This is a genomic window from Chroococcidiopsis thermalis PCC 7203, from assembly GCF_000317125.1.
GTDB classification, from domain to species: domain Bacteria; phylum Cyanobacteriota; class Cyanobacteriia; order Cyanobacteriales; family Chroococcidiopsidaceae; genus Chroococcidiopsis; species Chroococcidiopsis thermalis.
Genome location: NC_019699.1, coordinates 288,988 through 314,987, shown reverse-complemented (window position 1 = coordinate 314,987; position 26,000 = coordinate 288,988). Strand labels below are relative to the sequence as shown.

Below are 26,000 nucleotides of genomic sequence, written 5' to 3'. Positions count from 1 at the left end.
TCCTTGCTGTCGGACAGCCAGTGGGGTTAGAAATTGCTTCTGGAGGCGTAAGTAGCGGGGGCTGGTAACAGTCTAGTTAAGTGCCTGTGAGAGAAGAATCTCCCGCTAAAGTTTCGCTTGTAGCGGTGAGAGTGTCAAGTATTAGACGATATAAGTGTTAGTTCTAGCGTAAAAATGCTACCTTTTCCCACTTGACTTTCAACTCTTAGACTCGCTTGATGTTTTTGGGCGATCGCCTGAGCAATCGCCAGCCCCAACCCCGTTCCTCCTGTTTTACGAGAGCGATCGCCATCAACGCGGTAAAAGCGATCGAAAATTCGATTCTGTTGAGCCAGCGGAATTCCGATTCCCGTGTCTTTCACCGCAATTACAGCAGTGCGATGGCTATGCCCGCCGCAGGCATCGCAGGTTACTAAGCTTACGGTTACGTATCCCCCTTTGGACGTGTACTGGATGGCATTGGCAATCAAGTTTGACACTAAACGGTAAAGTTGCGATTCGTTACCTAGAGCGTAAATCTCGAAAGTGGGAATTTGGCAGGTTAAGTGAATATCAGAAGCAGTGGCAAGCTCTAGAAATTCTTCGGTCAAATCGCTAACCAAATCGTTTAAGCAACAGGGCTGAAAGGGTTTTAGCGATGAATTTTGCTCGAGACTAGTCAACAAGAGCAAGTCTGCGACTAAATGGCTCAACCGTCGCCCCTGCCGCTCAACAGTATGAAGCATCATTTGGATATCTTGCCGATTTGATTGCCGTATGCGTAGGATAGCTTCCACAGTTGCTAAGAGGCTGGCAAGGGGCGATCGCAATTCATGGGCAGCATTAGCGGTGAACTGTTGCTGTTGCTGATAGGACTGGTAAATGGGCTGCATCGCTAATCCTGAGAGCCACCAACTGGAGGCGGCGACTAAGCTAAGCACAATAGGAAACCCAATCGCGATAATCCATTGAATTCTCCCGATCTCAGCATCAAAAGGTTCTAAAGTGCGCCCAATTTGCAAATAACCCCAGGATGAATGGACGCTAGGTTCATGAGGCTGATGATGGGTATTGTCACTATGCAAAACGGTTGTGAATTGGTGATAGCGAATTCCATTAGCCGCGCGAAAGGTTTGCCAAAGGGTGCGGTTGAGAGTTTTAGGCAGAGATAACGGTTGGTTGGGCGAAAAAGCGAGCAGTTTCCCTTGACGATCGAACAGACGAATATAGTATGTGGTGCGATCGCTGATGCCGATGGTGTGCCGTTGAATTAGCGTCGGGGTAGCATTGCAGGATCGCCCACTCAAACAAAGATCGGGAAAAATTTGTTGCAGCACGGCAGTCGGTTCTTCAGCAGCAGGCAGCAGCGGTTCTACGCTATCGTGAAGGGTTCCTGCGATTGACTCAATTTCGCGCTCCATTGCTGCCCAGTTTGCCTGCGCCATGGCTCGATACATTCCAAAGCCAGAAACACTCAAGATCGCGCCCATGACTCCGGCATACCAGAGGGCTAACCGTAGACGACTGCGCCGAAACAGCGAGTAGCTATTCATGGCTGAGAACGAAGTTGAGAGTTAAAGCGATAGCCCGTGCCAGGAAGCGTTTCAATCGGGCAGGAGCAGCCATGATAGGCTAACTTTCGACGTAATAGGCGCATTTGAGCAGCAACCACATTGCTAATGGGTTCCTCGTCGATGTCCCAAAGCTGATGGCGCAGTTTGCTACCAGGAATGATGCGATCGGGATTCTGCATCAAATACATGAGCAGTTGAAATTCTTTGGTTGCTAGGGGAATGACTAGGGGGGTGCATTTGTCTGAATTCACTTGTAGCACGTTATTTGCTGCATCAAGGGTAAAGTCCGCGACGGTCAGGGTAGACGGTTGTAGTTGAGGCGATCGCCGCTGAAGCGCCCGCAACCGCGCCAGCAATTCTTCCATCACAAACGGTTTGACTAAATAATCATCGGCTCCCGCATCCAGCCCTGCCACGCGATTTTCCGGCTGACCCAAAGCAGTGAGCATCATTACTGGTAAAGGATTTTGGTGCAATCTGAGCCTCTGGCATAACTCCAGTCCCGACAATTCGGGAAGCAGCCAGTCGACGATGGCAACCGTGTAATCCGTCCATTGGCTTTCAAGACAGAGCCATGCCTGAGCGCCATCTGGAACCCAATCCACGACATATTTCTCGCTCATCAGGACTTGCTTGATTGCCAGTCCCAAATCCGCGTCATCTTCCACTAGTAAAATTCGCATCGCCTTATAGAAATCGATCGCGAGCTCGATCTTAGCGAAACCACTGTCATTTCACCTGAATTTCATCATCCCTTTGGCAAACTATGGAGAACTTTTATCTGAGTCTATATCCTTTTTGAGGAGTAATTATGAAACCCTTTGCGCTAGTAAGTTCCATTCTTGCAGTCAGTTTAACCCTCAGTGCGCCCACTGTTGTGTTTGCTCATGTTGGACATGGGGATGAATTTCAGGCATCGGGCGGCACTCAGCGCGTGAAAGTCAATCCCCAAACCGACCAAATGTTGGGCATTGTTGTCAAGCCAATTGCCGCTGCGGATGGTGGAGCCGCCGTCATGATTCCAGTGACAGCACTGGTCGATGCCGATGGCAAGCAATTAGTCTTCGTGCAATATAAGAATTTTTACGAGCCAGTTGAAATTTCCACTGGCGCGACCAAGGGCGAACTGGTCGAAGTGACCAAAGGATTATCAGTTGGAGAAAAGCTAGTCACGCAGGGCGGTTTATCGCTTTATGCGGAATCTCGCAAAACTCAAACCACTGCTTCTCCCCAAACCGCTGCTTCTCCCCAAACCCCTAATACTCACGCTCAGGCAGATGCCCAAGGAATACCTCATAGCCACGATCCCTCTGGAAATATGGCTCAGCAGCCTGGTAATGCGGCTCAGATGTCTAGCGGTTTCCCAGTCGGTATTTTAGTCGCCGTTGGGGGTGGAGCAGCGTTACTGATCGGTGGGATCGCCCTTAGGGGTGGCGGACGCAAAAAGAAGAGTACCTTTTCTAACAAGAGAGGAGGCTTCTAATTTAAGATGTTTAACTCAATTCTGAATCTGACGCTCAAAAACTCGATCGCCCAACGATGGTTAATTGTTGTGGGTGCAATTTTAGTTACTCTGTGGGGAGTCTTCAGTGTCACTCAGATGCCACTGGACGTGTTTCCCGAATTTGCGCCCCCCCAGGTGGATATTCAAACCGAAGCGTCTGGACTGGCTCCAGAGGAAGTGGAATCACAAATTACCGTGCCAATTGAAAGTGCAGTGAATGGCTTGCCAGGGGTGACGACGGTGAGATCGTCCTCCAAGGTCGGGCTGTCGATGGTGCAGGTGGTGTTTGACCAGGATGCGGATATTTACAAAGCGCGGCAATCTGTTACTGAACGGCTCCAGCAGGTGACAAATCAGTTACCCGAAGGGGTGCAGCCGCCGGAAATTTCGCCGTTGGCATCGCCGTTGGGTACAATTTTGCAGTATGCCTTTACAGTGAATGGACAAGAACAGACCTCGCTGATGGATTTGCGTCGTCTGGTGGATAGCACCCTCAGCAACCAAATTTTGTCCGTGCCAGGAGTCACTCAGGTCACGGTCTACGGCGGCGACGAGCGACAGGAACAAGTACTGATCGATCCAGCAAAACTGCGATCGCTCAATGTTTCGCTGACCGAAGTCACCAATGCTGCTAGGGGCGCAAATTCCAACGCTCCTGGTGGCTTCCTAATTGGCGGCGGTCAAGAATTGTTGGTGCGCGGCATTGGGCAGGTGAGATCGATCGAAGACTTGCGGCAGTCCGTGGTGAAGGTGCAAGGTGGTAAACCGATTTTGCTCAAAGACGTGGCAGAGGTACAAACGGCTGCTGCACTGAAGCGGGGGGATGCCAGCTTTAACAGACAGCCTGCCGTTGTGATGATGATTAACAAACAGCCCGATGTCGATACTCCCACGGTGACAAAAGCAGTAGAAGCGGTGCTGCAATCCATGCAACCAACGTTTCCATCAGATGTGCAGGTGGCACAGACCTTTCGGCAGTCTAACTTTATTGATACTGCCATTCGCAATGTTGGTGGCTCTTTAGTGGAAGGCATCATCATCGTGTCAGCGGTCATGCTGCTGTTTTTGATGAACTGGCGCACAGCGACGATTACCCTGACTGCGATTCCCCTATCGTTGTTAATCGGTGTGATGTTATTGAAAGCCTTTGGCTTAGGCATCAACACTATGACACTGGGTGGATTGGTTGTTGCTCTGGGCGCTTTCGTTGATGACTCGATCGTTTATATGGAAAATTGCTATCGCGGACTCCGAACAAATCAAGCTCAGAGTAATCCCAAGCACCCGTTCAAGGTAATCTTTGATGCGTTTGTGGAAGTGCGACTGGCGGTGATTTTCTCAACGGTCATCATTATCGTTGTATTTGCACCAATCTTTAGCTTGACTGGAGTAGAAGGACGGATTTTTGCACCGATGGGGCTGGCATATTTGCTGTCAATTGGGGCTTCTCTGCTGGTGGCGATGACCTTGACCCCCGCCCTGTGTGCTATTCTACTAGCAAATCGCACCCTACCCCAGGAGAACACATTCGCTTCGCGCTGGGCAGAACGATTGTATCGTCCGATGCTAAATTTATCGCTACGATCGCCCCAAATCATTCTGGGGGTGGCACTTGCAGCGTTGGTTGCCGCTTGTGCGATCGTTCCCTCCCTCGGACGAGTGTTTCTTCCTGAATTCCAAGAGAAATCATTAGTCAATTCAATGGTTTTGTTTCCAGGGGTTTCGCTCGATATGACTAATCGGGCAGGGATGGCGCTGTCTAATGCGCTCAAAGATAATCCTCTGTTTGAGTGGGTGCAAGTGCGGGCAGGACGCGCTCCAGGAGATGCGGACGGGGCTGGAGTGAGTATGGCACATGTGGATGTAGAACTGAGCGATCGCGCCCTCCAAGACCGCGAAGCCAGTATCAAACAACTGCGAGAGGCATTCACAAAATTACCTGGTGTTGCCCCCAACATTGGCGGGTTTATTTCTCACCGGATGGATGAAGTGCTGTCGGGGGTAAGAAGTGCGATCGCTGTTAAAGTCTTTGGTTCCGATCTAATCGAATTGCGGCAGATTGGCGAACAAGTACGAGATGTCATGCAGCCGATTGCGGGGGTTGTAGACTTACAGCTCGAACCCCAACTGCCCATTCGTCAGGTACAAATTCAATACGATCGGGCGGCTGCCGCTACCTATGGATTGAGTATGGAGCAGTTGTCAGGCGTTGTGGAAACCGCTCTGAATGGTCGGGTGGTGTCGCAAGTGGCAGAAAACCAGCAGCTTGTTGATATTTCTATCTCGCTAACAGAAAAGGCACGGAATAGTTTAGATGCCATTCGCGCGATTCCGATTTTCACTCCCACCGGACAAACTATTTCGCTGAGTACCGTCGCCAAAGTAGAATACGGCATGGGAGCGAATGTTGTGAATCGAGAAGATGTGTCGCGGCTGATTGTTATTTCGGCAAACGTTGCCGATCGCGATTTGGGCAGCGTCGTCGGCGATATTCAGTCCCAGATTCAACAAAAAATCAAACTGCCCAATGGCTACTTTATCCAGTATGGCGGACAGTTTGAATCGGAACAAAGGGCAACCAACAACCTGCTGGTATTTAGCATTCTGGCAGCGCTCGTAATTGCGGTATTGATGTTCTTCTCGGTTAAATCGCTTTCCGCTACGATCGCCATCATGCTCAATCTTCCACTAGCACTAGTTGGTGGCATTATCTCAATTGTTCTTACAGGTGGTGTGATTTCAGTCGCCTCCCTCGTTGGCTTCATTACCCTGTTTGGTGTTGCTGTCCGTAATGGTTTATTGCTGGTTGACAATTACAACAGCAAGTTTGCTCAAGGAATGCACCCTGAAAACGTAATTGTCAAAGGTTCATTGGAACGAATTGATGCCATCCTAATGACTGCGCTGACCTCAGCATTAGGAACATTACCTCTGGTATTCTCTAGGGGAGCCGGAAATGAAATCTTGCAACCATTAGCTATTGTGGTTTTGGGCGGTTTATTTACCTCCACGGCATTAACCTTGTTAGTCATTCCTGCCCTCTACGCTAAGTTTGGCAAATACTTGATCCCCAAGCAAAAATCTGCCGAGCGTGAGATAGGTTTTCCTTTGAATCCCGATCCACAATATCGGTAAATTCAGTTACCTGGAAGATATAGCTCAGTTCAACCCCCGTTCCTTTGTTCAACGGCGGATTTTCTCTACCTGTGGGTTCTTTCCTGATTTTAGGAAAGAACCCGAAGTTGCGATAATAAACAGCACTTAGATACATTTTTATTCCATTGCCACTCACGTTCTACTATTTTATTTACTGTTGACTTCTGACTTTCATCGTCACTATCCACAGCAAGGTAATAACGATTCTTTTCCCATAAAAAAGCATCTTCATCGTTGTAAAAAAAACGGGTCATTTTAAATAGGAAAGGATAAACGTAAAGGGAAAGACGCATTATCGATGAGGGAGAGGCTTCTGGTGTTATTGCCAGCGCACCTTACAGACTCTTGCGTTACCAAGCTAGGTAAGTTTAGAGTCGGTGCTAAGCTTCAAGGAATGAGTAAAACATCCCAAACTAGCCGAGGTTGTGCTAGTTGTTTGAGTTGGTTTTTGGCATTGTCTAGTTTGGCAAGCCAGGTAGGGTCTTTGAGCTGATGCCACCAGCAATATTCTAAATATTCCAGCAACCAGAGTTGTTGTTGGAAGTTGAGCAATTCTGCTTCTTTGCCGAGTGATAGTGCTGTTATCAGATCTGTTGGAGGTAGTTGGAGGTGGGAAAGCAGTTCGGGTGGTAGCGATCGCAGTTTTTGGTAATGATAGATAGCACGACCTGGACTGCCGTTGGCAAGAGCAATTATCTCAGGACGAGCGATTATTTCTGTATATCCACCCTGCGAGAGAACTTGGAGGATTTCAGTGCTTAATAGGGAAAAGAACGGAATTTTCTGGCATCTACTCGTCACTGTAGGTAGTAGTTGAGCCGGATTGCTGCTGATGAGGATGAGAATGCCTGAAATTGGTTGCTCCAAAGTTTTGAGCAAAGCGTTGGCAGCAGCAGGGTAGATAGCATCAGCATGTTGGATAACTGCAACTTTGAATGAGACATCGAGAGCCGAAGTAGATAAGAATTCAGAAACTTTTCTGATTTGGTCGATCCTGATAGCCAGAGGAGTTTTGCAGAGTAGTTCATCTTCTGTTGCTCGTGTTGCAGGGATTAGTTCTCCTTGATGCACGTATGTTGGTTCTATCCAGAGAAGATCTGGATGATTTTGTAGATTAGCAATACCTAACCATTGGTTGATAAAAGCGATCGCCGCCAGAGTTTTGCCAACACCATCGGGTCCAGCAAATAGGTATGCTGGAGCAATGCGGTTAGAGGCGATCGCATTTTGCAGGGCAGAAAGAGCGATTTTTTGACCGACAATTTGATCGAAGGTGAACTGCTGGGTCTGTTGTGACAATCTATTTTGTTGAGCCTGTGAGCTTGCATCGTCTATACATTGTTCCACCATGCTTTGGGTTGCAGTGGGTTGCAGTGGTTGTAGTAATTCTAGTTGAACGTCCATCTGTATTTCTGAATTTTGTGGATGTTTGTTTGGTGTGCCGTTCGCGGTCTGTCATGACGCTGCTAGGATGCGTTTAGGTTTGCGTTGTGGCAATCGACCAAGCAATCTCAGTCGAATTAGAAAAATTTTCCTGATTCGACGTCAATAACTGCTAATAGAAGAAGCAACATTGCGATCGCCTGTGACGGCAACACAGGGGCAACAAGCTAATTGCAATTTTGTTACTTGGATTGATAGCTTTGAAGAGTCGGTTTCAGACAGTGCAGAGTTTGATGATGTATGTTGCCAAATTCTCAGCACTACCTCCTGATTTGAGCAAAACTTCTAATTCCAGCAGGATAGCCATTCCCTTTTTGAGCTTTGTCAGGGATGCAGCTTTAATCTCTTGCTTGATAAAGAATAGTCTTTTGGGATTTTTCAGTTCGGCAAAAACAGCGATCGCCGCATCGTCTTTCCATCCTGCCTCAATGCAAGCCTTAACCGACAGCCAGGTACGAAAGCAGGTAGCGAGCGTAGCGATAATTCTCAAGGGAGGTTCGTTTAAAGCTAACAGGCGATCGAGTTGTTTGAGAGCCAATGTTGTATTACCTATCCGGCAGGCAGCAGCAAGCTCCAAGCTACTGCTTGAGGTATTAACTACCAATTGTCTGACAATTTCAGCACCGATCGCTGCGTCTTGTGCGTAGAGTTTGAGTTTTTCTAGTTCGTTCCATGCTTGGCGAGAGTTGTTGCCTACAGCTTCTACTAAAGCAGCTACAGCATCATTGGTGAGTTTGACACCAAGAGATGATGCAAACGATTTAACTTGTGACACGATCTTTGTAGATTCCCACTGCGGAATGAGTGGAAATGTTTTGAGCTGTGCGTGTTGCAGGATTAACTTCACAGATTTGTTTCTTTCATCTGGTTTCTGAGTCGATGTCATCAAGAGAATGTTATTTTCTGGAATATTTGGTAGCGTCTTTTCTAGCTCTGCAATGACTTCTGGCGGACATGCTCCCAAGAGGGTACTTTGAGGTAGGTGTACAATTTTTCCACTTTCTCCCAAGGGGGCTGTTGCGATCTCCACTAGAGCGTTAGCAATGTTGTCTTTATCTGCTGGTGCTATTTGAATGTAGTTCAGCAATCCCCACTCTCGATCTAAGTGTTGTGCGCGTAAAGCCTCAACTGCTTTTGATAGCAGGAAATCATCTTCTCCCCAATAAATGTATACTGGCATAATATTATGAAAATTTTGACTTTATTAGTTTCAGCGCCAGCTGTTTCGTTGTATGGAAATTACTTGACCATTCGGTGTATTCTTCAAAAACTTAGCAAGCTGGAAGCATAGAGCATGACGAAATTCCTCAGAGATGTTAGTTTTTTTTGCAGTAGGGACAGTAGTATTTTGGATTATGTCTGCGTTTGAGTTCGCGTTCCAAAGTTCTAGTACCGTTACGCCAGTGGCGAACTAGTTTTAGCTCCCTACCGTACTGAAAGACAGCAGCGCGGCAAATTTTGGCTCCTTGTCCGTTTTTGTGCTGTTCTAGTCGTTTCTTTAGACTGCTTGATGTAAAACCGAGGTAGTGGCAAGCTTGTCCTCGTCTAGAGTTTGGGTTTCCTATAGGCTTACCAAAACAGATGAGATATACATAACTCATAAGTTTTGACTCGTTTACACCAGACGAGTCATCCTCCTATCTTTTGTGGCTGCGTAAATTTCCGCGTACTATTGCTTCAGTCGCAATACATTGAGGTTAGTAATGTGCTGGTGACAAACTGGTGTTAGCGATCGCTCTTTGCTAGATTAGTTGCGCGATCGCTATCTTTAAATAACTACTCAAATGAGAGAGCAGTACTCTGTTTTAAGTGCTGCTTGTATGTGTAGCGTTGTCACGCCTTCACTATTAAAAATGCTGAAAAATGGTGCTTGCTTCTGCGTCGAGCGTTTGTGCTACAATTACCGTTTTACGTTTAGAGCAGAATGTTATTAACACGAGATGTAATTAGAGAGAATTTACTAATAAAGCTATTTGAGTTAAGGCTTTAATTAGCTTTTTCTATAATTATTAAATGGCAAGCAACATCAGTATACCTAACGCTATTGACGAATAGTCCGTAGGGTAAATCGATAGCTTGAGCGCCGACTGTCTTCAGCCAATTTCTAAAGTATTTATCGAGGTTACTGTTATGTTGCCAGGGGGACGAACTGCATAGAGATACTAGCCTACCTCCTGGCTTTAGACATCTATAAGCCTTGATAGTGTGGCTGACTTGTAGCGAGAATGGGGGATTTTGAATTATTCTGTCATACTTACCTTCAAGGCTAGGTGTAGTGAGAAAGTCAGAACCAATCACCAAAAGATTTTGTAAAGTGAGAACCAGTTGTAGCTCTGGAATTGGTTCGATGACTTCCACCATTGCACCGAGATTTTGTAATTCAAGAGCGAGATTTCCAGCTCCGGCACTTGGTTCGAGGCAAAGGCAGTCAGGAGTAATATTGGCGTTTTCTATGAGGATTTCTACTACCCACGGCGGAGAAGGAAACACATCCTTGCGATTGAGAATGCTATCAGTTATTGCGATCGGTAAATTTAATAGATCCACTGCCTTGTTTCTCAATAGTATTTGTCTCGGTAATTGGTTGCGTGACGAAGCGATCGCGGAGTGCGTCAAGTCCTTCTAGATATTGCATTACGCAAGTTGGTCCTCCAACTTGGTATAGCGCGATCGCATCTGACCATTCTTTGGCAGAAGCTTGCTTGTCTTGAAGAATAGCAATAATTGCTGCTGGTAGATGGATAGACAATCCTGTTGCTGAATCGTGGTAAATTACGGTTTCTGAAAGTAGTTCTCGTTCGCTGAGAACTTCTCCTGTTTTGGATAAATTAATCCGATGTAATTGTGCTGTTATCCCCGACAGCGGTAAGCTATGCTGAATAGTTTTAGAGGGATTTTTGTTTCGCTCTTGACAGTGCTTCTTCCGAACGAGAACGGGATTATTTGGTGTTTGAACGTTGTAAATTTGGGGGATTTCTAGAGATAGCTGTCCTTGAAGCTGATAAGTCGTCGTGTGTTTTTGGGGAGCGCTAATTCTATAGCTGTAATCTGCACTAGAGCGGGGATCGCCAAATTTTCGGAGTTTTATTTTGACTTGATGAAAAATTTGACCTCGAACGTAACTATCCGCAGATAGAATTGATAACGGTGAGTCTTCAGTCCATTCGATAGTAACTACGCGATCGCCCGATAAACCTTCATAAATATCTGTAATTTTGGCATGGGGACGACAGGCAATAAATCTGTTCACCCAGTCTTTTTGCTTTTTGTTTAGTCTAGGTTTTCTATAGCTTTTCTTTTTTGTCTTCATAGTACTGCTTTAGTATTGCTAGTGAAATCTGCATAAATAGAAGACTTATGCAGATTCGCTAAGGGAGATATTTAAAAAAGAGATAGCTGTACTTTTCGGTTGCCAAGAATTTCAGGTGCAACTAAGTCAAGAATTTCTTGACGTTTTCGCGCAACGATTTCTAAGTAATACCCACTGGAGTAGGGATCGTAATTAGTTACCCCTTCAATGCCTTGGTAAAAAGTGACAACTTCTCCCGTACTGCCCAGACGCAGAAGGTTTTTTTCACCTTTTTTGATTTTGCGGGTGATTTGTAGTTTAGAGATGGGAAAGCTACCAGAGCTAAGTTGTTGTTTAATGGATTGGTAATACGTCTCTGCTGATTGGGGATTGCTAAGAAAGTGGGTTAGGTATTGCAGGGGAAATTCCTTTTCTAGTTGCGAGCGATCGCGCTTGCGCCAGATCCCCTTAACAGTGACACTACCATCATCGTGCCAGAGAATGTAGTTTTTAGCGCCGCGTGAGGGGACGAACATAGCGGTGGCTTGAGTTTCAAGTTCGATGTCGATTCCTTCAGGCATTGCTGCTTGCAAACTTTGATAAACTTGCACTGGCTGAGGATGGCTGAAGAAAATACCGTCGGTGTCGCTCTCAACTTGGATGCCTCCTTGCTTTTCAATAAATGCGATCGCGAACCGGAGTATGCGCCTACCATAGGCAGTGACGAGTGCAGCAGCTTCCATGTCGTTGAAGCTCAGCCCAGAAGTGCCTAAAAAGCCAAATAAGGAATTGATCGTGACTTTGAGGGCGCTTTGGGCATGATTGGCATCTATGTTGCCAGCTTTTGCCAGTTGCTTGAGCCGGAGTCGTTCTTGGGTCAGATACTCTAGAATGCTCAGTCCCACTCGGCGCGGATCTTTACCAGAGCAGATGCCGTACTTGAGCATGATGCTGGGGTACAGGCTAGCCACATCAATTTTGGCAACGTTACGGTGCAATCCTGGGACTGAAATTACTAGACCGCCATCGAAGTGCATTTTCCGGTCGGCTGTCGGTCGAAGGATGGGGTACTGGTTTTCAAGTACCCGCTGCCATTTCGTACCGTTACCCGTGATGGCGAGTTGTTGCAAGTTCATTCTAGGTACGATGAGGGATTCGTAGTAGTATGAAGGCACCAGCTTGTCAGCGATCGACTTGGTGTCTTCTAGATCGTAGATGAGATATTGGCGGATTTTTGCCCAGCCTTCACTCTGAGATCCTTGCTGCCAGCATTCTATGATTTGTTGGTATGACAAAACCAATCGCTGTTGTTGGCGCAGTCCCATTTCTAGCACTGCTTGTTTGAGCGAACGAGAGTTGTTAAGGCATTTATTTACATAATCCCATCTAAGAACGCAGATATAAACATCTACGTGTTGGCTGCCTTTGGCGTACACCTGATGAATTTTTAATGGCTGACCGAATACTTGTGCTGTTTGAATTGTCCGCAACCTATCTGAAATCTTGAAGGGATGTCGAATGTTGTATTTTTCACATCTAGCGATGAGAAAAGGTAGGTCGAATTGCGTGCCATTAAAGCTGAGGATTACATCCGCACAATACCCTGAAACGTGCCTGACGAATTTCTGTAATAAACTACTTTCATCTAACTCCATAAATATTGTGGCTTGCCAATTTTCATCCATGCAACCAATGGCATATATGCGATCGGTTTGGCTAGAGAGTCCAGAAGTTTCAATATCGATAACGAGCTGCCTGAGTTGATTGTAAGGTATTAGCTCTTGGTCGGGTTTCCATCGTTCTCTGGGAGAGCAGTCGGTATAGAAAATATCTAGTTCATTTTCATTTACAACAATTTTACCTTTACTTTTAGCAACCAAATTCCTATGGTTATATTGTCCCATTGCTAGTAAGTGTAATAGGTGTAGTTTATTTTTTAGTCGCTTTACTAACAAGCTTTGAAATGCAAAGCTTTAATTCTATATAACTATAATTGATAAAGATTCAAGCATGGATTGGGAATTGGTACGGAAGAATGAATAGCTTCTACTCTTGCTGTTTGAGTATTGAAATAAACATTCTTCCATCTTTGCCAATAACTATCAAAATTACGCTAAAACTACCGCACTGAGCTTGTCGTTTTGCCTACAGTAGTTAATTGTTTGTTAAACCGTGCTTCTTCGATCGCCTTGACCCATGCAGGAGCTTTCTTGCCGTTGATGGTTGCAAGAGCATTCCATTTCTCCCACAGCTCTCTATAGCCCAGGTGTGGTAGTAATTGATGCGCCCAAGCGATCGCATCGCTAGGATATTCCCAACTATACCAAGGGTCTGCGGTCGGCTTATTGTTTGCTGCTAATGGTAGAGGAATTTTAGCTAGTTCTAGAATTGTGACTTCCAGCCAGAGTTGCGACGATTGTTGTTTCATCTGCCGCGAGCTGGAATTAAGCAGCTTGATGGCATCTTGGATTGAGATTGCTTTCCAATGTTGAACTAAAGAAAGTAATCTCTCCCATTTTTCTGTTGCCTGCCATTCTAGTTCTGTAGCATCAGGGCAGGTTTTGATGACGAGCAGATCTTTGAGTATTCTCAGAATGTCCAGGTAAACGAGCGATGGATCTTTACCTTGCTCGACGAGTTTTTGAATGATGCGACAACAGGCAGTTACATTTCCCGTGCTGATGTTATCCAACAGATCGAGCAGTTCTGGTTCGGGGACAGTACCAGCCATGAGATACACCTGCACGTCCGCGATCTGCGTGCCAATATTACTCAGTTGATCGAGCAGCGTCAGGGCATCTCGCAGGCAACCATGACTCGTTTGCGCCACGAGTTGCAGTGCTTCGGGAGTAATGTCAATTTGTTCTGCAACGGCGATCGCTTGCAGATGTTCTGTAATTGTTTTAGTGTCAATCCTTCTGAAGTCAAAACGCTGGCATCGAGAGATAATTGTCAGCGGCACTTTATGCACTTCTGTGGTACATAAAACGAATACTACGTTTGATGGTGGTTGTTCTAGTGTTTTGAGTAACGAGTTGAATGCTGCTTGGCTCAAAGAGTGGCACTCGTCGAGAATTATAACTTTGTATCGGCTTTCGACAGGTGCAAAACTCGCTCTTTCAACGATCTCGCGAATGTTTTCCACGCCGGAGTTGCTAGCAGCATCGAGTTCGTTGACATCGAGGGAGTGACTGGAGGCGATGGCGCGGCAAGATTGGCACTCACCGCAGGGTGTTGTGGTGGCTTGGTTGGCAGATTGGCAGTTGAGAGATTTAGCCAGAATGCGGGCGGTGGATGTTTTACCAGTACCTCTAGGTCCGACGAACAGGTATGCAGGGGCAATTTTACCCCCATTGATCGCGTTAGAAAGGGTGGTAGCAATGATGTCTTGACCTACCAGTTGTGCCAGAGTTTGGGGGCGGTATTTGAGGTGAATCGGATTGTAAGGAATCATAAGCGGATTTGAGGAAGTATTTGCTTGAGAAAGCGCCCGATGTTTGGAATTCGAGCGCCAAGGAGGGCGATCGCCCAATTAAACTGTTACAGCTGCTTTTGGTTTGCTTTGCCTGTTGCGCTTAGCTTTGGTAGGTTGGGCTATTTCTGATGTTTGAGCACCATTTTCGCTTTCGACTTGTGCTACTGTCTCTGCCACCTCTGGCGATTCAACGTTGTTGCCCGATTGCGTTTGGGCTATTTCTACCTGATTGCTAGCAGGGGCGGTATTTGTATTGGCAGGTTTGTCGATTTCATAGCCGGAGGAAATCAACACGGGCATGACGAGGGTAAGTTGGTTGAGGATACCACCCACAGGGCAGACGATCGCGGGTCTAGATGGTTCGTTCGCTTTGATAACGATTTCATCGGTGGTGACGTGTTTGACAGCTTCAGCTAGGTAAGTCAGGTTGAAGCCAATGCCGATCTGTTCGTCCGATCCAGAATTGGCTTTCATAACTACAGATTCGATCGCGTTACCCACATCGGTAGATTCCGTGTACAGGGTCAGTTGTTGGTTTTTCACGTCCCAAATAGTTTTGACAGTTTTGCTTTTCTTCTCGGCTAGGGTTGCAACTCTTCTGAGTCCTGTTTCCAGTGCGGCTTTGTCTATGTAGAATTCGTGTTGGAAGCTGGTAGGAATGAGGCTGTCGAGTTTGGGAAACTCGCCTTCCAGCAGTCGGGAGGTAATTCTAGTGTTGGGTAAGTTGAATTCTACAAAATTGCTGTTGAACTCAAGAGTGCAAGTACTGTTTTCGCTCTTGGTTGAGAGGATTTTCTCGATTTCTTGCAAGTTTTTGTAGGAGACAGTAAATTCAACATTTTCAGCAATGTCTGCGTCGAAAGGTGCTGATACTATTGCCAAGCGATGAGAATCTGTTGCTCCCGCTTGCCAGCGATCGCGCTCGAATTTGAAATTGACACCAGATATGATGGGTCTAGTTTCGTCTTTACTGGCGGCGAACAGGGTGGCGCGAATCGCCGCCAGGAATTTCTTGACTGGCAAGGTAATGCTTCGCTCTCCGCCGCTGGGCAGTTGTGGAAATTCACTGGGGTTGAAGCTTTGAATTCTGCGCTTGCCGCTGGAGTGGGAGATAATGCAGGTGCGTTCTTCTAATTCAAAGCATAGTTCTCCTTTGAGATAGCCAATCGTGTCTGCCAGCAATTTTCCTGGTAGTGCTGCTACACCTGAAGTTTTAATGTTGGCTTTGGTTTTGCTATGAATGCCGAGGCTGAGATTAAAGCTAGTGGTAGATAAAGTTTGAGTTTCGACATCAGCGACTAATAGGATTGCGCCGAGAATGGGATCTGTGGGTCGAGTTGGGATGGCAAGGGAAGCAGCATCTAGTAACTGAGATAGTTTGTCTTGTTCGATAGTAAAGTTCATGTTTTTTACGGTGATGGAATTCTACTGAGGGAGGTATTGCCTCCCCCGATCGTGCTTTTTGAAACTTTAGTAAGGCAGCTCGTCTGCGTTAGCAATTACTGCCACAGCATTGGTATCGATAGTTGTTGCATTCGTGCTATCTGAAGCACTTTCGATCGCTCTGTGATGTTCTTGGGCAGTTTTGAGAATGTTACTAGAGAACTCGTTACTACTTTGAACTATTGCCCATAGCTCCTCCTCTTTTTGCGGTACGAGGTAATTGCTGAGGTCGTAACCTTGGGGGGCAGGCGTGGCAAAATAAGCGGGAACGGCTACCCATGACTTTTGTTCGCCATCTGGAGGTTCGAGGGATGGCTTGAAGCTGGGATTGAAAATGCCAGCTACGTGAAAGCGTTCGTCTTTTGGTTTGTACTGAGTTTTTCTGCGGTTGGCATAAGCAATTTCTAGTTGACGTTTGAACTGCCTGTATGCCTCGCCAAAGCGGACTGCTGCTACTCCTTTGATGGAAAGAATCAGCGGTAGATCGTGGAGGTTATTGTTGGTTTCGTCTACTAAGTAGAGCAAGTAAAAAGTCCGCAGCGTCGCTAAATTGCCTAAGTCCTCATATTTTTTGCGTCCTTCAACGTTCTCGTAGTTAGCGACGAGTTCTCCAGTTTTTCTGATTTCGATACAGCGAGGTGAAGTCCTTAAGATATGCATTCTCGGTGACTGGAGCAGAACGCCTAATTCTGTAGCACCACTAGAAAACGTATGCTCGTAGGTAGCTTCCGGTCCGCGCCAGCCAATTTGCGGTAAGTTTTTGGCTTTAACAAACATGCCAACACTCGCAGGAGACTTATCGTTCAAGACTTGACAGATAGGGAGATCGGTAATTTTGCCGTCGTATTGGGAGGATTCATATTTAATAATGAGATTGTCAAAGTCATCTTCAGTAACAGCATTGTTATCTGATGAGTTTGTTGATGTAGCTTGAGTCGTTTGTTTTCGCATATAGCCAGAGTAGATATGTCGGTTCGTCAGCACCAACTGAGATTGCAAAGCAATGAGTCGTTGTTAAAAAATACTCCAGCAATGCTGGAGAGCGATCTTATTTATGAGTTTTAGTCAACTATTCGACTAAAACTTTCAGAATTTTTACTGCCATTACTCTTACTGTACGTACAGTCAACAGGTTCTTTTTGCAGCAGCTTGCTTTCCGCTTCTAATTCTTTAGCTCGTTGGAATGCTAAAATATCTCTGATGTTTTGCAGTACGGTAATTAATTCATCTAACTTGCTAATACATTTGGTAGTGAATGAGATAGAAACATTTTCACCATTCTCTAGGAAATAAGCTGTCTGTAACTCTTCGCTACCGTAATTACTGACAATCGTACTGGGGGTTATATTGACATTAAGCGAATGCTTGAATAACATAAGGCTCCTGTTTTCGCTGGTACGTGGATTGATTAATAAAAATCTATTTGACTTGAGTGCGTAATGCTTTAACGTCCGCTCGTCTTTCGTGTAGCAGATAGCATCAGCTTGGATATGTTAGTGCCGTTCGCAACTTTCCAGCCTGCATTCTTGCATTTCGCTACCGCCTCATCTAGTTCTACTCGATTGGGTAAAAATTTGTATCGAATGTAAGGAGCTGTACCGCACGCCGGATAGATATAAGTTTGGAAGCCATCGCCAATTGCAACATATGTCATGCGTTTGTAGTAAATCATTGCTGCTTTTATCTAGTGAGTGCTAGTTTTTGTGAAAGCGGGTTGAGGTAGTTGTTGCCGTGCGGACAAATTTTGTTGTTTTAGATCTTTGACAGCACACTGCCAAATTATTTTGCTAGAGCATCCCCAAGCCTTACATTCAATTGGTGCAGCCAGTCGTCGGGAACTTCTAATAACAGCTGCCGTACACAGACGGTTTTCTAGCAAATATTGTTGGAACTTTTCTGCATCTTTAGTTTGATAAAAACCAAAGTAAGAGACTTTTCTCATTCCGAGTGGATTTGTAATTGTTGCCACTCTTGGCGATAAAATATTGAGCGTCCATCCATCTGGTGTTAGCTGTACTTTTTTGAGAGCGATCCTTTGGTTAATCGTGGTATTGTCCATATCTCGTTAGTCACGAGTAGGGAAGATCGGTATTTCCCTACTTCTGTTGCGTTCAAATTTCGACTTCGGGAACTGTGGCTAGATATTCTTGAGTGGTAAGTTCGCCATTGAGAAACTTTTTGAGATTCAGTTTGCAGGCAGCATCGTCATCAAATTCCGAAAGAGCGGCAGGAGACACATTTTTTTCTGTTTTTGGAAGTTTCGAGAAAATGCCTTCTAATCTCTGCTGAAATTCTTCATGTTGTTGCCTACTGTATTCAAAATGATAAATAGGAGCTGACTTGGTGTTAAATAACAAGTAGCTAATGCCAATCTGTTCGGGAGCAAAGCTACTATTTTCTAGCAAGAGAAACAAGCGAAGTTGCGTCTGCCAGCTTTTGAGTAACTGTTGGTAGCTAAGCGGACGATGTTGAACTGACCAATCTATAGCAATTAACCGCTCTTCTCGTTCCAAAATCAGGTCGTATTGTGCCACTAACAAGTTGTTGCTAATAAGTTTTTGTAAGCTGGCATTCCAACTCTTAGCGAGCGCAGGTATGCTAATAATTGGCTGAACCTTTTCTACCCATTCTTTGATTTGAGGAGAATTGTTTAGCAATGGTTCCACAGATAGACCCATGCCTATCTGTTGCATAATTAGATGAAACTGTTTGCTCAGAACATTTACTCGTTCGCAAAAGCCTGGAGTGTAAATACTCGCTCGTTCTAAATCTGGAAATTTCTCCGGAGTAGTTTCTAAAATTTCCAGGAGTTTGTAGTCAATTAGGTTCATTTTTTACAGCACTAGCATTCAACGGTGAGTGCAAAGCACTACCGTTGTTGGCTTTTGTACTAGATTTTTTAATTTTGGAATTGAGATAAGTTGGAGGGGGTGATATAAAGGGATTTACAACTCATCGTTTTGCAATCAAAATACGTGGCGAATCTTCTCAATCCTCCGGTGAACGTGAGTTCTAAAATGTATTGGCTGGCTATTGTCGCGGCAAATTGATTGACGAATAATGCCTGATAGTTACGTAGTAGGATAGAAGCACATGAGAGGCGAGAACTCGACAGTTCTTCTGGTTGTACCACGAGGAGTTCTGGGTGGATCGATGTTGGAGACGGAAGTTGGTAGCAGAGATTGGGGCGTTCGGGGCGATCGAAAGCACGTAACAGATCGAAGTTGGTGGTAGTTCCTAGCAAGACTTGACCGCTAGTTTGGGCATTGCCGCAGTCCAGCCAGAATAGAGAAGCCGATCGCGTATTTGAATTGTATTCGAGGCAGCGTTCGATCTCTGCTCTGGCTGCGGCATTATCAACGCAGCCGATAATGACTGTCAGCGTATTCCATTGTTTTAGTTTATTTACCATCTGACAGTCAAAGGGCTGATCGATCGCTTTAATGCTAATTCCAAAGGCACTGCTGTAACGAATTGCTAGTGCTTCTGCTTTATTCATGCCGATTTCTTCAGGCAGGAATATTTGTCTGGGAATATTGCGCGACTCTACAGTATCGAAGTCAACAATGCGAATAGATACTTGTTTTTTGGTAACGCTCTGAATTTGACAAACGACTTTGCATAGTTCTCTGATAATACAGCTACCCGTTCCACCAGCACCGACAAGGACAAACTGAATTTGAGTATTTTGAGCCGGAATAATCGGTACTGAATTAGCAAACGATAAGTCGATGGTCATGTGGCAAAAATCCAAGAAATAGGTATGTTGAAGAAGCAATCGTAAACTCCCAACCGCACGCTAATCGCAGGACGATCGCTTAAGGAACCGATGACGGCGAAGATTCTGAACTTGCCGCTTTCTTCGATGTCATCTTGAGTTGAAAAGCAAGCTGGCGCTCTTGCATGGCTGTGGATTTCGATGAGGGCAGTTTCATAAGTAGAATGAAATGACGATTCCATTGCTGCAACGCTGGTGCGGCTAGCTGTTTGTGGTGGAACGTGCAGTTGCCATCGGTTGTCATAGCTCAGATAGAACAAAACTTCTCGATCGCCTGCTTCTAGACAAATACGAATAATTTCTGAAATGGTTGATGCGGGGACTTTCGGCGGTACGAGGCGAAAATAAGGTTGGATCTGGGGAAGATTACCAACAGTGCAGTGGGCGATCTCAAGGCATACCTCTAGTTCTGGGCGGTGCGATCGCAGGAAAATACCATTACCCGCCATCCAGTATTCTTGTAGCTTTCCCGAATAAGGAGGGAGGTTGCTAGTATCGCTGGCAGTAATGTTATGACTGCAAAAGGGGTCGATCATAGGGCGGACAACCTGTCGGTAGAGTATTTTGGTTTGCTACTCAGTATGAGCGCATAGCGCTTTACTCGTTGTTTGTTTGCGCGAACGACAGGTGCTGCGACTGTACGCTAAAGAATTAATGCCTAACCACACGTCTAGTTAGAACACTTACCTGGTAATAGGTATAGTAGTAATTGCTTTAAATATTTCCGAAGTTTAAATCAAAAGAATTCTTTAAAACTAATAATAATTATTTAATGAACATATCTGGGTTTAGTTCAAAGCAAGGAAGCTAAACGTTCTAACTGAGATTGCCATGCCTCGTTGTAACGAAAGGTGAGAACAAAGTAGCCGCATTCTTCGAGGCGATCGCGTTTGATTCGGTCTTGCTGTTGTTGCTGTGGATGGTCGTGGGCTGAACCATCGCAGAAAATCGCGATCGCAGCTTCTCGATAGACAAAATCTGGTTTGGAATTGGCTTGAGAAATAAATTCTTGAGCGGCATCCGGTAGTTTTAGCCCTCTTCGATCGATTTCTGCCAGGACAATTCGCTCGAACTCGGAGTTAGGATCGGTCTGCTTTAGCAATTGCTGATATTGCACTTCACGCGAACTGCCTGCGGCGTGACGGCTAATAGTACTACCACTAAGCTGTTGAAGCCAACTACGAATTAAGTGACGGTCTAGCAGCGGATGGTCGAATTGGTTGCGGTAGGATAACAAGCATTGATAGCAGGCTTTAGTGCAGCTTTCCTTTTCTTGCAGAAAGTGACAGATATCTAAGGCAGCACGAGCTAGCCGCCCGAAGGCTTGAGGATCTTCGAGGATTTGGGAAAGAACGCCTGCACCTCCTTCTGCCGCTTCCCAAAACAATAAATGTCGTCCTTGACCTAAGCGAACGGATGCTAGTTCATCTGCTTCGAGTTTGTAAACTGCCCCAATCGCTCTTTCTAAAGCAAACTGGAAGGTAGCGAGAAACGCTTCGGCGTTGCTAGCAGGAATGCTAACAGGCTCGACTACCAAGATGTTACAAGTATCGTCCACCATTAAGTTGACTTCTGTTTGCAGATTTTCTGTTGTCGCGTCATTGCCACGCTCACCCCAAACTCCAGTAACCGCGTCGAGCTTAAATCCCCATTCTTGGCGCTCGCGCTTTAAGCCGCGATTGATTCGTCGGATTTTTGCGGTTTCGCCATAGGTTAACCGCAATAACTGCGTTGAGTCTGCTGCCAATACTGTTGCCGTTTCTTGTTTTTGTGGCGCGTAGCGGAAGTAAGTGGTGACGTTGTAACCGTACTTGAGCCGTTCTTCTTCGTCGCAGGTGATTCGCTCGCGCCTGCGGGCGATCGCGGTTTCTAGCTCCAGCACGCGGTTGAGTTTAGCGGGATTACCGTAGCTATCGGCAACAATCTTGGCACCGCAGTGTTCGCAAGTGTCGCGCAGCGAATCATCGCCCTCGTGGAAGTAACCGCAGATAGGACAAACGCTGACGCGGACGTATTTATCTTCAATGCCAGCAACAGGGACTCGCATTTTGGCAATCTGGAATTTGGAGCCTTCGTAGTAAACGATATTACTAGGGGCAAACTCGCGGATGGCAACGACGCGAGGGCGGGAAATAAATCTGCCCCAGTCGCCAGCAGGAAGATAAGCTCGGATTGGGAGGCGAGGAAAGTTGTATCCTGGCAGGAAACCTTCAGCAGCAAAGTAACGGTAAGGATAAAACTCTAATTCGGTTTGGCTCTTTCCGGAACCCACCTGCCCGACTAATAAATCGATTTGCCTGCGGGCTTCTCGTTCCTGCGTCTCGGCGAGCTTTCGCTCGTCTTGAGTCACGCTACCTCTAGCGGCACGATCGATCGATTGCCGTGCCTCGTCGCGTTGCGCGATCGCATCGCTGTAGAGTCTGCGCCACCGTTCGCACTTGCGATCGAATGTAGATAGAGCATTTTCGATTGTTAAGCGCAACCATTCTGGGGAATACCAGGAAGCTTGCTCTAGATCCCCACGACAGAAGGTATCGACCAGAATTTTTTGAGCAGCTTGGAAGCATTGTTCTCGAACGTCAGCTGTGAGTGTAAGCTGCGAACGTATAGTATCTTTTAGCGGATATCCTGCTAAACTCAGATCGAGAATTTGATTCATCGATTCTCCCAAATCCTGTCCCGTATGGGCTAACCAAACGGAATAAATGTGGGATTGGATCAAATCTTGGTTACCGAGTTCCAGTTTAGGGGGCGCTACTACTCCTGCCACCATTTGTTCTGGGCGTTGGAAGAAATACTGGTCGTGTCCGCTACCTACAGAAGCATAGGTCATCACCAATGCTTCCTGTCCGCTGCGTCCTGCCCGACCGCTGCGCTGGGCGTAGTTGGCAGGAGTCGGCGGCACGTTCCTGAGATGGACGGCATTGAGATCGGAGATATCGATGCCCAGTTCCATTGTGGGGGAGCAAAACAGGGATGCCAATTGTCCTTGGCGAAACTTTTCTTCCCGCTCCTGGCGGTCTTCGTTGCTAACCTGCCCCGTATGCTCGCGCCCTTCCAAGCTGTGAAGTTGCTGGGCGTTGCCCTGATAAAAGTCTTGAAAAAACTGATTGACTTCAATTTGCGAGTCTTCGCTGCCCTGAAGCCGCTTCGATACGAGTGGGTCGGCAGAAATCTTGCCAACTGTTTGAGCTTGCCAGATCGTGCAGTCAATGCGTAGCTGCACCTGCGTCCCTTCAATTTTGAGATAGCCTGCCGTGCCTAAAGTATTGACTAATGCTTGGATTAGCAAATTATACTCTGGCTCGGCTAACGGTTGTTGCAGCCCCGACCAAGTAGCGGTCGAGCGTAGGAAGCGACCGATTTTACTGCGAGAGGTGAGTTTGACTTTAACTCGCTCCGAGTCACCAGGAGCAGTAGAAGCCCAGGTAGCGGTATGCAAGCGTTCGTCAGTGTCGAACTTCCAGGGATCGGCGATCGCCTGTGCCACTTCCCGCTTGAGTTGGTCTAGGCGATCGCTTTGCAGTAATGCGGCATCGAGCGCCAGTTCTTTGCGGAGATGGTCGAGTACGGCTTTGGCGACAGCTAATCTTTGTGCTGGCGTAGCTTGGAGTAAGATTGAGTGAGGATACATCTGCCACAGCTGCGGGTCTTCGCAAGTTGCCTCCAGTTCCTCGTACTCGATTGCCAATAAACCGCATTGTTCCAGGTTTGGTTGGACGATCCGCCATCCCCGTCGCAGGTCTTCGTAAAGGCGGTATTCAACTAACTCGCAAAAAATTCGCTCGTTGCGCTTCTTGCCAGCTCCATACTCGGCTGGTTGGAGGGCATAGCTAGACTGGTCTAAATTCATCTGCTTGACGACTTCGCTAGCTAGTTTGCCGTGCGTCAGCCTTTGATTTGTTTGGAGTGCTTTATTCAAAGCTGCCCGCAGAAAGCTGGTTTGGACGAAATCGTTGAAATGTCCAGCTTGCAATGAAGCATCCTGACGATTATCTGTAAAGCTGAGAATTTTGGCAGCTTCCGGTTTGATGGCGGGACTGGATTTTAAGCGATTAACTGTAGAAAGACATATTAGAGTTGTGGCAGTGCTGCGACCTTCGCTACTGAGTCGAGAAAGCTTGGTAAATTCTTTCTTTCTCTTGTCATGTACTACACCGCAATTAGGACAGAAAAGAAAGGGTTTGGGGACAAACCAACAACTCGTGCCTGACAATAGAGAATTAGTCACTTTGCCGTTGGCAAGGACTTGGAGTTTTTGGGGAACGTGCGCGGCGTATTCCTTTTTCGCCACCCGACCCCGCCTCTTCGTGTCGTTAAACCAGCTATCGGGGAGGCGGTCTTCGTCGCCAGTATTCCAAAGTCCAGGTTCGTCTAAGGTGAGGTAGCCTTCATCGATCTCGGCATCGCTGGTGTCGAGGGCGATCGCCAGTTGAGGATCGATCGCGTAGTTGTCTTTGTCGTAGCGCACCACGTAGTAGTCATGTCCGCACTCGCGGCAGAAGACGAGGGGATAGAGCAGGCGATCGTTGGTAGTGGCGTATTGCCCTTCTAGCGTCAGAAAGCGGTTGTCTCTCGATTCAATCGTGGCGTAGACGCTACCGCCTTGGGAGATAAATTGATGCAGGCGAAAGGCAAGTCCTTTCGTTTTGCTGCCCCAAAGAAACATTTGTTTGAGAGTTTCGCGGCAAGTCTCGACTGGAATTTGGGTTTGAGCAGATAGTTGCTCGGCTCCGGCTGCAAGGGAAATGGGAGTCCGGCGCACTAAATGCCCTTGCTCCTCGGCTAGACCAAAATTCATTTCCATCCAGGCACTCAAGGGATCGGCTTCAAATGCTGAGTGCGATCGCTCAGAGAAAGGAGGCAAGCCTGCGGCGATGCTGCGGCGGAGTTCTTCATCACTGGGAACGACGGGATGCTTGATGGAACGCTCCAGAGTTTCATCAATTACGTTTTCCGCTCTGACTTCTACGCCAAACAACTTACTAGCTACCCCAGCTACAGTTTGACGGCGATTCTCTCGACTGCCTTCGGTAGACATGGTGGCGCTAGTACCGATACATAGTAGCTTTTGACCGCAGCGTTGGCGAAGTTTGCGAATTAGGATAGCAACATCAGCCCCTTGTCGCCCTCGGTATGTGTGCAGTTCATCCAATACCAAAAATTTCAGTGCGGGGGAGGCAACTAACTTGTTTTCGTGAGTGCGGGAAAGCATTAACTCCAGCATCACGTAGTTTGTCAGTAGGATTTGGGGCGGGTCGTTTTGAATTGCCACCTTTTGTGTCAGGTTTTCTTGTCCGGTGTATTTCTCGACGCGAATGTGGCTGTGAGGGACTTGACTTAAGAATTTGTCAAACTCTTCTTTTTGAGAGTTAATCAGGGCATTCATGGGGTAAACCAAAATTGCCCGTACTCCTTTGATTTCTGGGTGGCGGAGTAAGTCGTCAAATATTGGCACTACATAGGTCATGCTTTTCCCCGAACCAGTGCCTGTAGTCAGAACGTAGGGTTCTTGACGTTGGGCGGCTCCAAAAGCTTGTTCTTGGTGGTAGTGAAATTGAAAGGGTTCGCCGTTTTTGGTAAAGTAACGGCTGCAATCGGGATGAAGTACTCCCCGCTGCACGAGTTGAGTGACGGTTGCGCCCTTCTTGTATGATGGATTGAGTTGCACCAGTGGATCGGGCCACAGTTCGCCGCGTTGGAGTTCGCGATCGACAAATTCTGCTACTTGTGGATCGCGGATTTTGAGAAAGCTTTCGATGTAGCGGCGGTAGTCGCCTATGACTTCATCTCGCAGGTTAAAAATGTCAAGGCTAGCTGGAGAGGTGCGATCGCTTGGATTATCAGTCGTACTTCCCGTTACTTGACTTTCGATTTTCGTCTCTCTGCCCAATCGTCGATCGAGCCATTGACTCAGTTGTTTAGCAAAGGTAGGGGTGAGGGTAGCGCGGTCAAAGACTTCTCCTAGTTCGGCAAAGTTCCAAGTTTGGGGGATACCAGAAAACAAATGGGTGAGCTGTTCGGAAGTGAGTGTTTCTACTCCAGTGCAGTCGAGAGTCACCATCCCTTGACCGAGAAGGACGCTAGCAGCAGCGATCGCGCTTTCACCTTGTTGTAGTAAATTTTGCAGTTGGAAAGTAGGTTTCATAAAACTTGCTGTCTTTGCCAATAGGGATGAGTCAGAGAATTGAGAAATGGGGAAGGGCTATACTGACTCTTTTGTTAACACTTTGAGGTAAATTTAGTAGTTCGCTTCAGAAATTATCGATAAAGGAAATAGCTCAGGTTGACATTATGGAGTTAATATTTTTGAATATTTTTGTTATTCTTAGCTTATTGTTCGTACAATACAAATGACC

The 26,000-nt window shown here is 46.5% G+C and carries 20 protein-coding genes; 2 read left to right on the top strand and 18 right to left on the bottom strand.

Translation table 11 applies throughout. From position 1 onward, the window contains the following. Positions 1-134 precede the first annotated feature (134 nt). Positions 135-1,532, bottom strand: a complete 1,398-nt coding sequence (gene rppB / locus CHRO_RS29010; protein WP_015163191.1) for a two-component system sensor histidine kinase RppB — start codon at positions 1,530-1,532, stop codon at positions 135-137. Then, positions 1,529-2,236, bottom strand: coding sequence for a two-component system response regulator RppA (gene rppA / locus CHRO_RS29005; RefSeq protein WP_015163190.1), 708 nt, complete (start codon positions 2,234-2,236; stop codon positions 1,529-1,531). The genes rppB and rppA overlap by 4 nt, the downstream gene beginning before the upstream one ends. Before the next feature lie 128 nt (positions 2,237-2,364). On the opposite strand from rppA, the gene CHRO_RS29000 reads away from it, so the two are divergent. After that, complete coding sequence (locus tag CHRO_RS29000) at positions 2,365-3,036, top strand: permuted SH3 domain-containing protein (protein ID WP_015163189.1); 672 nt, start codon at positions 2,365-2,367, stop codon at positions 3,034-3,036. Between the two features lie 6 nt (positions 3,037-3,042). After that, complete coding sequence (locus CHRO_RS28995; RefSeq protein ID WP_015163188.1) at positions 3,043-6,192, top strand: CusA/CzcA family heavy metal efflux RND transporter; 3,150 nt, start codon at positions 3,043-3,045, stop codon at positions 6,190-6,192. A gap of 408 nt (positions 6,193-6,600) precedes the next feature. Here the strand turns inward: CHRO_RS28995 and CHRO_RS28990 are convergent, their stop codons facing one another. The 16 genes from CHRO_RS28990 to CHRO_RS28920 all read right to left on the bottom strand — a co-directional run bounded on the left by CHRO_RS28990 (position 6,601) and on the right by CHRO_RS28920 (position 25,789). Next, positions 6,601-7,617: an AAA family ATPase gene (locus CHRO_RS28990; RefSeq protein ID WP_015163186.1), complete on the bottom strand. Its 1,017-nt coding sequence runs from the start codon at positions 7,615-7,617 to the stop codon at positions 6,601-6,603. A gap of 253 nt (positions 7,618-7,870) precedes the next feature. Further along, positions 7,871-8,836: a DNA polymerase III subunit delta gene (gene holA, locus CHRO_RS28985; protein WP_015163185.1), complete on the bottom strand. Its 966-nt coding sequence runs from the start codon at positions 8,834-8,836 to the stop codon at positions 7,871-7,873. Between the two features lie 136 nt (positions 8,837-8,972). After that, the gene (locus CHRO_RS31020) at positions 8,973-9,257 is read right to left on the bottom strand and encodes a GIY-YIG nuclease family protein (RefSeq protein ID WP_015163184.1); all 285 of its coding nucleotides are present in this window, start codon (positions 9,255-9,257) and stop codon (positions 8,973-8,975) included. Between the two features lie 385 nt (positions 9,258-9,642). Beyond that, complete coding sequence (locus CHRO_RS28980) at positions 9,643-10,203, bottom strand: TRM11 family methyltransferase (RefSeq protein WP_015163183.1); 561 nt, start codon at positions 10,201-10,203, stop codon at positions 9,643-9,645. Further along, entirely contained in the window at positions 10,169-10,906 is a 738-nt protein-coding gene (locus CHRO_RS28975; RefSeq protein WP_181824413.1) for a hypothetical protein, read from the bottom strand. Before CHRO_RS28975 ends, CHRO_RS28980 begins: the two co-directional genes overlap by 35 nt. A 131-nt stretch (positions 10,907-11,037) precedes the next feature. Beyond that, positions 11,038-12,849: a DNA polymerase domain-containing protein gene (locus CHRO_RS28970; RefSeq protein ID WP_015163181.1), complete on the bottom strand. Its 1,812-nt coding sequence runs from the start codon at positions 12,847-12,849 to the stop codon at positions 11,038-11,040. Between the two features lie 215 nt (positions 12,850-13,064). Continuing rightward, positions 13,065-14,399 (bottom strand): DNA polymerase III subunit gamma/tau, encoded by a 1,335-nt coding sequence (gene dnaX / locus CHRO_RS28965; protein WP_015163180.1) that lies wholly within the window; start codon positions 14,397-14,399, stop codon positions 13,065-13,067. 78 nt (positions 14,400-14,477) lie between these two features. Further along, entirely contained in the window at positions 14,478-15,824 is a 1,347-nt protein-coding gene (gene dnaN, locus CHRO_RS28960) for a DNA polymerase III subunit beta (RefSeq protein ID WP_015163179.1), read from the bottom strand. A 66-nt stretch (positions 15,825-15,890) separates the two neighbouring features. Further along, the gene (locus CHRO_RS28955; protein WP_015163178.1) at positions 15,891-16,814 is read right to left on the bottom strand and encodes a DUF5895 domain-containing protein; all 924 of its coding nucleotides are present in this window, start codon (positions 16,812-16,814) and stop codon (positions 15,891-15,893) included. A 110-nt stretch (positions 16,815-16,924) separates the two neighbouring features. Next, entirely contained in the window at positions 16,925-17,239 is a 315-nt protein-coding gene (locus tag CHRO_RS28950) for a hypothetical protein (protein WP_015163177.1), read from the bottom strand. Positions 17,240-17,307: 68 nt separating this feature from the next. Then, the gene (locus CHRO_RS28945; RefSeq protein ID WP_015163176.1) at positions 17,308-17,535 is read right to left on the bottom strand and encodes a hypothetical protein; all 228 of its coding nucleotides are present in this window, start codon (positions 17,533-17,535) and stop codon (positions 17,308-17,310) included. Positions 17,536-17,547: 12 nt separating this feature from the next. Beyond that, on the bottom strand, positions 17,548-17,922 hold the full coding sequence (locus CHRO_RS28940; protein WP_015163175.1) for a hypothetical protein: 375 nt from the start codon (positions 17,920-17,922) through the stop codon (positions 17,548-17,550). Positions 17,923-17,974: 52 nt separating this feature from the next. Next, a complete protein-coding gene (locus tag CHRO_RS28935) occupies positions 17,975-18,694 on the bottom strand; it encodes a PD-(D/E)XK nuclease family protein (RefSeq protein ID WP_015163174.1) in 720 nt (239 codons plus the stop codon). A 68-nt stretch (positions 18,695-18,762) separates the two neighbouring features. Then, positions 18,763-19,602: a ThiF family adenylyltransferase gene (locus CHRO_RS28930; RefSeq protein ID WP_015163173.1), complete on the bottom strand. Its 840-nt coding sequence runs from the start codon at positions 19,600-19,602 to the stop codon at positions 18,763-18,765. Further along, on the bottom strand, positions 19,599-20,177 hold the full coding sequence (locus CHRO_RS28925; RefSeq protein WP_015163172.1) for a Mov34/MPN/PAD-1 family protein: 579 nt from the start codon (positions 20,175-20,177) through the stop codon (positions 19,599-19,601). The genes CHRO_RS28930 and CHRO_RS28925 overlap by 4 nt, the downstream gene beginning before the upstream one ends. Positions 20,178-20,434: 257 nt before the next feature. Further along, the gene (locus tag CHRO_RS28920; RefSeq protein WP_015163171.1) at positions 20,435-25,789 is read right to left on the bottom strand and encodes a DEAD/DEAH box helicase; all 5,355 of its coding nucleotides are present in this window, start codon (positions 25,787-25,789) and stop codon (positions 20,435-20,437) included. Positions 25,790-26,000 lie beyond the last annotated feature (211 nt).

Excerpts from the sequence above, each read along its gene's own strand:
- rppB (WP_015163191.1), bottom strand. The coding sequence starts at position 1,532 with ATGAATAGCTACTCGCTGTTTCGGCGCAGTCGTCTACGGTTAGCCCTC.
- rppA (WP_015163190.1), bottom strand. The coding sequence starts at position 2,236 with ATGCGAATTTTACTAGTGGAAGATGACGCGGATTTGGGACTGGCAATC.
- CHRO_RS29000 (WP_015163189.1), top strand. The coding sequence starts at position 2,365 with ATGAAACCCTTTGCGCTAGTAAGTTCCATTCTTGCAGTCAGTTTAACC.
- CHRO_RS28995 (WP_015163188.1), top strand. The coding sequence starts at position 3,043 with ATGTTTAACTCAATTCTGAATCTGACGCTCAAAAACTCGATCGCCCAA.
- CHRO_RS28990 (WP_015163186.1), bottom strand. The coding sequence starts at position 7,617 with ATGGACGTTCAACTAGAATTACTACAACCACTGCAACCCACTGCAACC.
- holA (WP_015163185.1), bottom strand. The coding sequence starts at position 8,836 with ATGCCAGTATACATTTATTGGGGAGAAGATGATTTCCTGCTATCAAAA.
- CHRO_RS31020 (WP_015163184.1), bottom strand. The coding sequence starts at position 9,257 with ATGAGTTATGTATATCTCATCTGTTTTGGTAAGCCTATAGGAAACCCA.
- CHRO_RS28970 (WP_015163181.1), bottom strand. The coding sequence starts at position 12,849 with ATGGGACAATATAACCATAGGAATTTGGTTGCTAAAAGTAAAGGTAAA.
- dnaX (WP_015163180.1), bottom strand. The coding sequence starts at position 14,399 with ATGATTCCTTACAATCCGATTCACCTCAAATACCGCCCCCAAACTCTG.
- dnaN (WP_015163179.1), bottom strand. The coding sequence starts at position 15,824 with ATGAACTTTACTATCGAACAAGACAAACTATCTCAGTTACTAGATGCT.
- CHRO_RS28955 (WP_015163178.1), bottom strand. The coding sequence starts at position 16,814 with ATGCGAAAACAAACGACTCAAGCTACATCAACAAACTCATCAGATAAC.
- CHRO_RS28950 (WP_015163177.1), bottom strand. The coding sequence starts at position 17,239 with ATGTTATTCAAGCATTCGCTTAATGTCAATATAACCCCCAGTACGATT.
- CHRO_RS28945 (WP_015163176.1), bottom strand. The coding sequence starts at position 17,535 with ATGATTTACTACAAACGCATGACATATGTTGCAATTGGCGATGGCTTC.
- CHRO_RS28940 (WP_015163175.1), bottom strand. The coding sequence starts at position 17,922 with ATGGACAATACCACGATTAACCAAAGGATCGCTCTCAAAAAAGTACAG.
- CHRO_RS28935 (WP_015163174.1), bottom strand. The coding sequence starts at position 18,694 with ATGAACCTAATTGACTACAAACTCCTGGAAATTTTAGAAACTACTCCG.
- CHRO_RS28930 (WP_015163173.1), bottom strand. The coding sequence starts at position 19,602 with ATGACCATCGACTTATCGTTTGCTAATTCAGTACCGATTATTCCGGCT.
- CHRO_RS28925 (WP_015163172.1), bottom strand. The coding sequence starts at position 20,177 with ATGATCGACCCCTTTTGCAGTCATAACATTACTGCCAGCGATACTAGC.
- CHRO_RS28920 (WP_015163171.1), bottom strand. The coding sequence starts at position 25,789 with ATGAAACCTACTTTCCAACTGCAAAATTTACTACAACAAGGTGAAAGC.